The sequence below is a fragment of the Mycobacterium sp. 1081908.1 genome, from assembly GCF_001673535.1.
Taxonomy (GTDB): domain Bacteria; phylum Actinomycetota; class Actinomycetes; order Mycobacteriales; family Mycobacteriaceae; genus Mycobacterium.
The window spans coordinates 1-10,937 of record NZ_LZLY01000134.1 but is presented as its reverse complement, the minus strand read 5'-3'; the positions used below and the strand labels follow the sequence as shown (position 1 = coordinate 10,937).

At 64.9% G+C, this 10,937-nt stretch carries 11 protein-coding genes and 1 tRNA gene; 4 read left to right on the top strand and 8 right to left on the bottom strand.

All coding sequences use genetic code 11. From position 1 onward, the window contains the following. The first annotated feature begins 274 nt into the window (after positions 1–274). The 4 genes from A5655_RS27450 (at position 275) to A5655_RS22380 (ending at position 4,980) form a co-directional block, all read left to right on the top strand. Positions 275–3,148 (top strand): CHAT domain-containing protein, encoded by a 2,874-nt coding sequence (locus A5655_RS27450; RefSeq protein WP_197508773.1) that lies wholly within the window; start codon positions 275–277, stop codon positions 3,146–3,148. A 9-nt stretch (positions 3,149–3,157) separates the two neighbouring features. Then, on the top strand, positions 3,158–3,556 hold the full coding sequence (locus tag A5655_RS22390; protein ID WP_067013878.1) for a hypothetical protein: 399 nt from the start codon (positions 3,158–3,160) through the stop codon (positions 3,554–3,556). Positions 3,557–3,561: 5 nt separating this feature from the next. Continuing rightward, positions 3,562–4,659, top strand: coding sequence for a hypothetical protein (locus A5655_RS22385; protein WP_156764992.1), 1,098 nt, complete (start codon positions 3,562–3,564; stop codon positions 4,657–4,659). 81 nt (positions 4,660–4,740) lie between these two features. Continuing rightward, complete coding sequence (locus tag A5655_RS22380) at positions 4,741–4,980, top strand: hypothetical protein (protein WP_067013874.1); 240 nt, start codon at positions 4,741–4,743, stop codon at positions 4,978–4,980. 48 nt (positions 4,981–5,028) lie between these two features. On the opposite strand, the gene A5655_RS22375 is transcribed toward A5655_RS22380, so the two are convergent. The 8 genes from A5655_RS22375 to A5655_RS22340 all read right to left on the bottom strand — a co-directional run. Then, a tRNA-Pro gene (locus A5655_RS22375) sits at positions 5,029–5,102 on the bottom strand. Positions 5,103–5,162: 60 nt separating this feature from the next. Then, complete coding sequence (locus A5655_RS22370) at positions 5,163–5,906, bottom strand: IclR family transcriptional regulator (protein ID WP_067013871.1); 744 nt, start codon at positions 5,904–5,906, stop codon at positions 5,163–5,165. After that, positions 5,903–6,733, bottom strand: a complete 831-nt coding sequence (locus tag A5655_RS22365) for a cyclase family protein (protein ID WP_067013870.1) — start codon at positions 6,731–6,733, stop codon at positions 5,903–5,905. The genes A5655_RS22370 and A5655_RS22365 overlap by 4 nt, the downstream gene beginning before the upstream one ends. Before the next feature lie 14 nt (positions 6,734–6,747). After that, positions 6,748–7,506, bottom strand: coding sequence for an SDR family NAD(P)-dependent oxidoreductase (locus tag A5655_RS22360; RefSeq protein WP_067013868.1), 759 nt, complete (start codon positions 7,504–7,506; stop codon positions 6,748–6,750). 200 nt (positions 7,507–7,706) lie between these two features. Continuing rightward, positions 7,707–9,107, bottom strand: a complete 1,401-nt coding sequence (der, locus tag A5655_RS22355; protein ID WP_067013866.1) for a ribosome biogenesis GTPase Der — start codon at positions 9,105–9,107, stop codon at positions 7,707–7,709. After that, positions 9,104–9,775 carry a (d)CMP kinase gene (cmk, locus tag A5655_RS22350; protein WP_067013863.1) on the bottom strand — a complete coding sequence of 224 codons (672 nt, stop codon included), beginning with the start codon at positions 9,773–9,775 and terminating at the stop codon, positions 9,104–9,106. The genes der and cmk overlap by 4 nt, the downstream gene beginning before the upstream one ends. Then, positions 9,772–10,515, bottom strand: a complete 744-nt coding sequence (locus A5655_RS22345) for a pseudouridine synthase (protein ID WP_067013861.1) — start codon at positions 10,513–10,515, stop codon at positions 9,772–9,774. Before A5655_RS22345 ends, cmk begins: the two co-directional genes overlap by 4 nt. Beyond that, positions 10,515–10,937 (bottom strand): SMC-Scp complex subunit ScpB (locus A5655_RS22340; protein ID WP_197508772.1); only part of this gene is annotated, 423 nt, incomplete at its 5' end. The genes A5655_RS22345 and A5655_RS22340, both read right to left, overlap by 1 nt.

Genomic DNA, 10,937 nt, shown 5'->3' with positions numbered 1-10,937 from the left:
CGTCAGGATCTGCTACCCGCGCTTTTCGTTCTCCACGCCAGCGAGGAATTCTCATGCCGCAATCATGCTGCCGCGGTCTTGACTAAGCGCGGTTTTTGACTCTTGCCCGCCGGTTGCCCCTTCCCGGCGAACGTCATCGACGGTTAACCACACGCGCATCGTCCTTGCACCGCGGCAGCATGATTGCGGCATGAGAATTCCTCGCTGGCGTGGAGAACGAAAAGCGCGGGTAGCAGATCCTGACGCCGACCTCGGCTGGACGCCGATCCGAGACGTGCCGGCGTGGAGCACGGAAGCCATCGCCGACGCCCAAGTGCTGCTGCAGCAATATGTCACGAACCATGATCTAGAAAGTGCGGCAGCACTAGCGACCGCGTGGAACAGCGTCGTCGCCGACCTCCGGTTCGAGGCAGCGCCGCTATCGTTCCGTCTCGACATGCTCAATCGACGCGCCATCGCCACCTCGTGGCAGGCAGCCAACGCGAAATCAGTCGATGGATTCGACGCGGCGATCAGGCAGTGGTGCAACGCCCTGGAGTTGGTACCGGACGGATGGCGGGAACGTCTCCGATATCTAACTAACGTGGGTTCACAGTATCTCGAACGCTATGGCCTCACTAATAATGAGGCCGATCTTGAAAATTCAATCAAATCTCACCTCGAGGCTATAGATGCGGCGCGTGATTGGAAGGATTACAGCGTAGGTCTAGCGCATTACAATGCGGTCTACGCGCTTACCGTCAGATACCGCAAATTCGGCGATCACCGAGATCTCCGGAGTGCTGTCGAAGTGGCAGAGTCGGGTTTACGCTCAGCCACAGCAGCCCGCGCCGATCGACTGAATTTGTTCCGGGTTACATTGGCCGATGCTTTGTCGACGCGGTTCGAGGCCTTTGGCAAATTCGACGATCTCAACCGAGCAATCGATACTGTCTCGATTACTGATAAGCACACGGTACACAGCGAAAAAGATGACCAGCAACTACTCGCCAGATTGCTTCGGCGGCGGGGAGAATTAACCAGAAATCGCAACGACCTCGATCTGGCGGTGACAATTTTAGATCGATCAAATCGGAAGTCGCGGTCTGACCCCGCGCTGAAAACAAACCTCGGCAACGCGCTTCTGTCTCGGTACAGAGAGACCTCCAATGTTGACGATGTCAAGCGCGCGGTCGCGCTCCAGGAATCAGCGATCCGGCTCTCACCTCCGAATGACTGGCAGCTCGCGTCTCGTTACAACAATGCAGGCAACGCGACGCTCGCACTGTATGAACAAACTAGAAAGGCCAAAAGTCTTTCTCAGTCGATAGCGCACTACCTGCGTGCGATCGAACTCACCGATCCTCAGGCACCTGAGCTCGCCTCTCGCTACTACAACCTTGGTCGATCACTGCAGATTGCATACGAACTCAATGCCACCGAGTCCAACGCCGTGCTGATTGCGCATGCCTACAAAGCAGCTTGCGAGACGGGGTTGGCAGCAGGCCTGGAATGGGCACTCACTGCGGCCCTCCGTTGGGGCGACTGGGCACTCGCCTGCCTGAGGTGGGGCGAGGCGGGAGGCGCGTATCGGTACGCACTCGACGCAATAGATAAGCTCTACCGCCGACAGCTAGGTCGAGACGAGCAGGAAGCGTGGCTTGGTCGCGTGCGCGGATTGGCAGCGCGCGCGGCATACGCTCTAGCGCAGGCCGGTGAGGGCACCGATGCGGCGATGGCTATCGAGCGAGGCCGGGCATTTATCTTGTCGGAAGTGCTCGAACGTGATCGCGCGGAGCTAACTGCACTTGAGCAGTCCGGCCGGCCCGCTCTCGCTGATCGATATCGACGGGCGTCGGCAGCGGTGCGGGTCGCGGGCACGGCGACGGCGGCTCGCGCCGCACGAGACGAACTTGAGCGCGCTATCTTGGCCATCCGCGAAGTCACCGGTTTTGGTGATTTCCTAGAGAAACCGCGGTATTTGACTTCCGAAGAGCGCGAGATGTTAGGACCCATTATCTACCTGGCAGCAGCGCCGATGGGCGGCTCCGCGATTGTGGTCGATAGCGCCTCATCATCTCCCGCGGTAGTACACCTCGAGCTCCTCACGGAAGCGGCTGTCGACCGCCAGATCCAAGCATTACTGACCGCCTATTCCTGCCGGCACCTTTCTCCAGGCCTTTGGGCAGGCACCCTCGATGCGGTTGCTTCATGGCTTTGGAACTCGGTGATCGATCCGTTGCTCTCGACCCTTATGACCTTTGGCGAAGCGACTCTCGTCCCAGCGGGACGCCTGGGGTTGCTTCCGCTGCACGCGGCTTGGATAAGTAATTCGGATTTTCCATCGGGACGTCGGTACGCATTGGACGAAATCGCCTTCAGCTACGCCCCAAATGCACGTTCGCTCCTAGCGGCGCGTCAGATTGCCGACGGGTTACGTGTGCCAGAAAGCATTCTCGTCGTTGACGATCCACAACCCGTGACTGCGGGTCCAGTACCAGCCGCCGATGTCGAAGCTTTCGCCGTACGTCGAGTGTTCCCGAATGCGCAGTTACTCCGCACCACTGAGGCGACTCGCGCAGCCGTGCTTGGAATGATGTCAACTTTTGACGTGCTGCACTTCGCCTGTCACGGAGTCGCCGCTCCGCACTCTCCACTGGACACTGGGTTGATCATGGCGGGTGACGAGCGGTTGTCGCTCCAAGACCTTTTCGCGCTCGGCTCGTCGCGCACCTCCACACACAACGGCCGCCTGGCGGTGCTATCGGCATGTGAGGCAAACCGCTCCGGGGAGGACCTACCAGACGAAGTCGTGAGCTTGCCAACCGGGATGTTTCAGGCGGGCGTCCCCAGCATCATCGCCCCTAACTGGGCTGTCGACGGCGCATCCACGGCCATGTTGATGACCCGGTTCTACGACTGCTGGCGCAGCGATCGGATTTCCATCGCCGATGCGTTGCGCCGGGCGCAGTGTTGGCTGCGCGACTCAACCAACGAAGAAAAGGCGCGGTGGTTCTCGATGCAACTTGATCGCTGCGATCCTGATGACACCGAAGCTATCGACTCCTTCCGAAAGCTCTGGCAGGCTTCGGTCCGGAAACCGCCGAAGGACCGCACCTACTCGCACCCTCGACATTGGGCAGCTTTCGCACACGTTGGTGCGAGCTAAAGGAGCACGATGCCTACGATCCGGGAGATCGCCGAGACCATTGGAGCCGAACTCGCTGACGATGGCGAACTAAGTCGGACGCTCGGCGTCGACGAGGCGAGCCATATCCGTGACGAGATCTTTGAAACGCTGGCCCGGGAAGATTCTGGTGAATCTGTCGAAGATCAGCTGATCGCGATCCTGGTTTCACGGGAGCCGACCAGGGTCCGTCTCGATGCGCTACTGCCAGATTCGCTTGCCGCCGGCGAGCGCGGCTACGCGCCAATGCCCGGAAAGTATCCGGAGCCGCCCGACACCGAGGTCTATGTGTGCCCGCAAGGCGACTATGCGTGGCCCCGCTTCAGCGCGGGTGAACCCGTACCCGTATGCCCTACCCACCAGGTGCCACTCGTTCGAAGTGATAGCTAACGCCGATGCTCTCAACCCTCGGGACAGGCCTTGGAACCAAGCTGGCGGATAGGTGGATTGCCGGCGTCCTGTCGCCTGCTTTCGTATTCTGGCTGGGCGGACTTCTCGCTTGGGGCGGCGCTCACAAGGGTGGTATTCAGGGCGCCCTGGCCGACCTTGTTCACCGTCTAAGCCCACTATCAACTGCACTCCAAGCGCTACTGACCATCATCGGTCTGCTTACAGTGACCGTATCTGGCCTCGCAATCCAGGCGCTGGTCCCATTTGCACTGAGGACACTCGAAGGCTACTGGCCCGCACCGCTTCGCGGCGCCAAACGACTTCTCACGGAGCTGAGGTCGAAGCGCCTGGATGCGGATGCTAAACGGTGGGGTGAGCTTGCGCTGAAGCAGCATAGAGCCCTTGGGCAGCACGCGGAGACGCTAACGGCGCGCGAGCTCGAAGAGTACGCCAACCTGGATCTCAAGAGGCGTTTGGCTCCTCTTGATCCGAAGACCCGAATGCCAACCAGGCTGGGCAACCTGCTTCGCGCCATGGAGACGCACTCTCGCGATCACTACGGACTCGATGCCATAGTCTGCTGGCCGCGGTTATGGCTAATCCTCCCGGAGCAGGCCCGCAAAGAGGTCACCGACAGCCGCAAGGTGCTCGATCTGTACGCCGAGATCTGGCTATGGTCTGTCCTTTTCCTGGGCTGGACGTATTTCTCATGGTGGGTTCCGCTTGTAAGCGTTCCCGTGGCAGCCTTGGCTTACAGAGGCATGACGACCGCGGCCCTGGTCTATGGAGACCTCGTGGTGGCGTGCTACGACCTTCATCGATTCGATCTTTACAGCTCGCTCAAATGGCCACTGCCTGTGTACCCGGCCAACGAGTTCGTTGAGGGCGCGGCATTGACGAAGTACATCAGCCGCGGACTAGCACCTACATCGATAACTTTCACGGGCGCTGTTAACAGTTCTCCAGACGCGACGAAATCGTTATCCAAACAGACTGCTACAAGCAGCTCCGCGTTCAAAGTCGTGGCATTGATCGCGTCGGTCGCTGTGCGCCTCCGCGGCTTTCTCACAACGATCTTCGACGTGATTCGATTTAGTCAATAGATCGCCGCATCCGTGCCCTGTGCCTCTGAGTACAACTGACAAGTCCTTCGCATTCCGCGTAAGAAGTGCAAGGGCAACAGCATGTACGACGTGGTAGCCGGATCAGTCATCCTGCGCGCCAACGGACGCCTGCACCACATCGGCGTCGGCCGCATCCACTACCGAACCCGCGTCCTGATCCTCGCCCACGACCTCAACATCAAAATCATCAACGCCGCCACCGGAGAACTACTGCGCGACTTCACCCTCGACCCCACCAGGGACTACCAACCCCGCGGCGTCAAATGCGGAAACAGCCCCGAAAACCGGCTAAACGTGTAAATCATGTCTCGGGACACCTGTCAACGATGTCCCGAGACATGACAAGTGTCGGGCTGACAGGATTTGAACCTGCGACCACTTGACCCCCAGTCAAGTGCGCTACCAAACTGCGCCACAGCCCGCGTGCCGCCGGAATCACCGGCAGCAGGTCGACAGCCTACCGCAGACGGGCCGCCACCTTGCTAATGCCCGAGCGACCTGCGAGTCCGCTCCACCCAGGCCAGCAGCGCTTGCGCAATCTCTGACTCGCGGCGGTAGAACCGCTGCGCCGGCACGGGAACGCTGACCGCCAGCATCTGCTCACCCACGGGCACCACGGCGCCGACGGCGCAGACGCCTTCGGTCTGCTCCTCTCGGTCGTATGCGACACCGTCGGCGCGGACGCGTTCGAGCTCCTTACGCAGCGCTGCCGGCGTCGTGATCGTGTTGTCCGTCAGCCGGGCCAGCCGGCTGGGCAGCGCCTGCGCCTCCTGCTCGGGCGGCAGATTGGCCAGCAGCGCTTTGCCATTGGCGCAGCAGTGCAGCGGAAACGACTCCCCGACCGCACTGATGGCGCGCAGCCGGTGCGGCGATACAACCTGGTCGACGAACGTCGCACGGTCGCCGTCGAGGATCGACAGGTCGACGGTCTCCCCCAGCTCGCGCGACAGCTCTTCCATGAACGGGTGCACGTCCATCACGACGCCCAGCCGCACGGTGGCGGCCATGCGCGCGATCTCGGGCCCGAGCCGATACGGGCCCCGCGCCCCCCGCGAGGCCACCAGGCCTTCGTCGTCCAGCGCCCCCAGGATCCGGCTGACCGTGGAGCGCGCCATGCCAAGCCGCTCGCCGATCTCCGCCTGGCTCAGCCCACCGGGGTGCGCCTGCAGCAGCCTCATGATCTCGGCCGCGCGCGCGATGACCTGGATGCCGCCGTCGGAAGTCACGCCGCTTCGCCGGTCTCGAGGCGGTAGGTCCCGGTCGGGTCGACGATCGCTACCAGCCGCACGATGCAGCCGTCGCCGCCCACCCAGCGCCACGGGAACGCGGCGAACGTGACGCGCTTGCCGGTGACCTTGTCCAGGTCTCCCCCGACGTTCTCAAAACCGTAGATGCCCTCGGAAAGGATCGCGTGGTGGCACGGCTCCCACTCCGGGAAGTCGTCGAGCGCCTTGCGGCCGGTCTCCTCCTCGTATTCCCTTACCGCCCAAGGCAACAGGCCACCGGTGTGCTCGGCCGGGCCGTGCGGGGCGATCGCGGTGGCCATCGGGTGATCCAGCGCCTGGGTGTCGATGCCGACGGCCTTGACGCCCTTGGCCGCGAACCACTCCCCGGCCTCCTTGTAGAAGCCCGGCGAGTAGGCGTAGTACTCGGCGCTGTCGGCGTAGGTGTGATGCCAGCCGGTGTTGACGATGACGATGTCGCCGGGCCGGATCTGCGGTGTGGCCTTCTCTAGATCGTCGGCGGTGACGACCTCCCACTTCTTCTTCGGGATCGACACGACGACGCCGGTGCCGAAGAACGCGCTCAGCGGGATCTCATCCAGAAACGGTGTGCCCTCGATGACGTGCGCGGGCGCGTCGATGTGGGTGCCGGAATGCATTACGGTGGTGATCTTTTGGGTCAGCACCCGGCTTCGGGCCATGTTGTGCAGCCGCTCGATCTTGACGTCATCGAAGTATGGCCACGTCGGCACGCCAAGCCCCCAGGGATGGGACAGGTCGTAGAACTCCAACTTCGACTCGGCGTCGCCGAGGGGCCAACTGATACTCATGATTTCCTTTCGAACTAACAGGCGGTGTAGCCGCCGTCGAGATACATCACCTGGCCTGTGAAGAAGCTCGCCGCGTCGCTCAGCAGATAGATCAGGGCGCCGACGAAGTCGTCGGGCTCGGCGAAGCGGCGCAACGGGATTCGCGCGAACATCGCCTCGCGGGTCTGGCGGCCCTTCTCGTCGTCGGCGAACATCCACTCGGTCACCTCGGAGCGGAAAACCGTTGGGGCGAGCGCGTTTACCCTGATGCCGTCCGGACCCCATTCGGCGGCCAGGCTTTTGGCCAGCAGGTCGGTGGCGCCCTTGGACGGGCAATACGCGCTATAGCCCGCGGGGTGGCCAAGCGAGCCCCGTACCGAGGAGACGAGGACGACGCTGCCGCCGGTGCCCTGCTCCAACAGCACTCTGCCGGCCGCCTGGCACACCAGCCAGGCGCCGCGCGCGTTGGCGCCCATCACCTTGTCGTAGTCCTCGACGGCCATCTCGGTGATGGGCGCGACGTGGTTCATGCCCGAGGCAACCAGGACCCCGTCGAGGCGGCCGTGCTCGGCGACGGCCGCCTCCACGATGGCCTGGGCGTCGGCGGGGCTTTCGGGGCGTCGGGCAACGACGGCCGCATTGTCGATGCCGAGCTCATCCAGCCCCGTGGCGTTGCCGCCCGCCAGCGTCAGCCTGGCCCCCGCTTCGGACAGTGCCCGGGCCGCGACGCTGCCGAGGGCGCCGGTCGCGCCGGTGATCAGAATCGACTTGTCCTCGACGCTGAACAGCTTCATCGCTGTCTCCGTAATTCCTACGATGCGGGTATTTCAACCCGATATACAAGAGAGGTTAAGGCGGAGCGTCAGGCGAAGTCAACGATTGTTCCTGTGATGTAGCTTTCATATCCCGTATCGCAGGATTAGGGGCACGGTGATATCGCGGGCGCTATCGCTTTCGAGAATCGCCGCTTGGTCCGGAGAGACCCCGCCGGCCCTCAGCGGCGCCTGGCTCCCCGCTTCTCCCGCACGCGCACGTTGATCCGGATCGGCGAACCCTCGAACCCGAACGTCTCGCGCAGCCGCCGCTCCAGGAAGCGCCGGTACCCCGCCTCCAGGAACCCGGTGGTGAACAGCACGAACGTCGGCGGCCGGGCGGTGGCCTGGGTGGCGAACAGGATGCGCGGCTGCTTCCCGCCGCGCACCGGGGGCGGCGTGGCCGCAACGACCTCCTTGATCCAGGTGTTCAGCTGGCCGGTGGAGATCCGCTTGTCCCAGGATTCCAGCGCGGTCTCCATGGCCGGCACCAGCTTCTGCACGGCGCGGCCAGTCTTGGCCGAAATGTTGACCCGCTGCGCCCAGCGCAGCTGCGCCAGCTCGCGATCGATCTCGCGCTCCAACAGATCGCGGCGATCCTCGTCGACCAGGTCCCACTTGTTGAAGGCCAGCACCAGCGCGCGGCCGGCCTCGATCACCATCGACAGCACCCGCTGATCCTGTTCGGTCAGCGTCTCGGCGGCGTCGATCAGCACGACCACCACCTCGGCCGCGTCGATGGCCGAGTGCGTGCGCACCGACGCGTAGAACTCATGACCGCTGGCCTGGCCGACCTTGCGCCGCAGCCCCGCGGTGTCGACGAACCGCCACACCTTGCCGCCCAAGTCGATGAGCGAGTCCACCGGGTCCACCGTCGTGCCGGCGACGTCGTGCACCACCGAACGCTGGTCTCCCGCAAGCTTGTTCAGCAGCGAGCTCTTGCCCACGTTGGGCTTGCCGACCAGCGCCACGCGCCGGGGCCCGCCCGACTTGGGCGCCGCCTCGGACACCTCGGGCAGCTCGGCCAGCACCTCGTCGAGCAGATCGGCGACGCCGCGCCCGTGCATCGCGCTGACCGCGTGCGGCTCACCGAGCCCCAGCGACCACAGCGCGGCGGCGTCGGACTCGCCCTTGTCGCTGTCAACCTTGTTGGCGGCCAGGAAGACCGGCTTGCCGGAGCGCAGCAGGATCCGGGCGGCGGCCTCGTCGGCCGCGGTGGCCCCGACTGTCGCGTCGACCACCAGGATCACCGCGTCGGCGGTGCGCATGGCAACCGACGCCTGCTCGGCCACCAACTGCTGCAGGCCCTTGGCGTCGGGCTCCCATCCCCCGGTGTCCTGCACGACGAACCGGCGCCCGGTCCACAGCGCGTCGTAGGACACCCGGTCGCGGGTCACGCCCGGGACGTCCTGCACCACCGCCTCGCGCCGACCGAGGATCCGGTTGACCAGGGTCGACTTGCCGACGTTGGGCCGGCCCACCACGGCGACGACGGGCGCGGGCCCGGCCTCCTCGATATCCGAAAGGCCGGAATCGCCGAGCTCCCAGTCGCTTTCGTCAGCCCAAGTGCCGTCGGACGTCATCGCACCGCCCCGCTCTTCTGCCGCACCAGCTCACGCAGGTGCGCGATCACCTGTGCCTCGTTCATCTCGCTGGTGTCGACGACCACCGCATCGTCGGCCGCGCGCAGCGGCGACACCGCCCGGGTGGAGTCCAGGTGGTCACGCCGGCGCACGTCGGCCAGCACGCCCCCGTAGTCGTCGGCGAGGCCCGACGCGACGTTTTGGTCGTTGCGGCGTCGCGCCCGAGTCTCGGCCGACGCGGTCAGGAAGATCTTGACCGGCGCGTCGGGCAACACCACAGTTCCGATGTCCCGGCCCTCGACGACGACGCTGCCCGGCCCCTCGGCCATGGCCCGCTGCATCTCCACCAGCCGGGCCCGCACGGCCGGGACGGATGACACCGCCGACACGGCGCGGGTGACCTCGTCGCCGCGGATCTCGGTCGAAACGTCTTCGCCGGCAAGGAAGTAGCGATCGCCCTCCACCGACAGCGGCACCGTCCAGGCAAGGGCCGCGACGGCATCGACATCGCACGGGTCGACCCCGGCGCGCAGCACCGCGAGCGTCACGATCCGGTACATAGCCCCGGTGTCCAGGTAGCGGGCGCCGAGCGCCTGCGCCAAACCCTTTGACACCGAGGACTTCCCGGTTCCCGCCGGGCCGTCGATGGCGACGACGACGCCGCTCATAACCCGACCGCCTTGTAGAGCGCACCGACCTCGTCGCGCCGCAACGCCCGGATGCTGCCCGGGCGCTGGTCGCCCAGCGTCACCGCGCCGATGTCCGTGCGCACCAGCGCCTCCACCGGGAAGCCGGCGGCCGCGAGCAGCCGGCGCACGATGCGGTTCCGTCCTTCGTGCAATGTCAAGCGCACCAACGTCTTACCGGGGATGGCGTCGACAACGGCGAACTCGTCAACGCGCGCCGTGCCGTCGTCCAGCTCGATTCCGGCCCGCAGCGTCTTGCCCAGCCCGCGCGGCACCGTCCCCGCGACCGTCGCGAGATAGGTCTTGGGCACCTCGTGGGAGGGATGCATCAACCGGTGCGCGAGCTCGCCGTCGTTGGTCAGCAGGATCAGGCCCTCGGTGTCGGCGTCCAACCGCCCGACGTGAAACAGGTTCTTGTTGCCCCGCACCCGGCGCTGGATCAGGTCGCCGATGCACGGCCGGCCCCGCTCGTCGGACATGGTCGAGTGCATGCCACGGGGCTTGTTCAGTGCCAGGTAGACCATCGAGTCGTCGACGACAACTCGGGCCCCGTCGACGCGGATCACCGAGGCGTCCGGGTCGACCCGCGTCCCGAGCTCGGTCACCACCTGCCCGTCCACCTCGACCCGGCCGTCGATGATCAGCTTCTCGGCCGCCCGCCGCGAGGCAACTCCGGCCTGGGACAAGACTTTCTGCAGCCGGACCCCTTCAGTTTCGGCCATCAATCCTTGTCCACATCGAAGGACAGCGACTGCTCGGACGCCGAACCGCCCGCGAGTTTGATGAACCGTGGCTCGCTGTCCAGGGATTCACTGAGGTCCTCGATCGTGTCGACGTCGGGCAGCAGCGGCGCGATGTCGGGAAGGTCGCCCAGCGACTCCAACCCCAGGCGCTCCAAGAACAGCTCGGTGGTGGCGAAGGTCGTCGCGCCGGTGTCGTCGTCGACGCCGGCCTCGGTGATCAGGCCGCGGGCCAGCAGGGTGCGCATGACGGCGTCGACGTTGACGCCGCGGACGGCGCTGACCCGCGCGCGGGTCACGGGCTGGCGGTAGGCGACCACGGCCAGCGTCTCCAGCGCAGCGCGGGTGAGCTTGGACCGGGCGCCGTCGAGCAGCAGCTTCTCCACGTAGGGCGCGTACCGGGC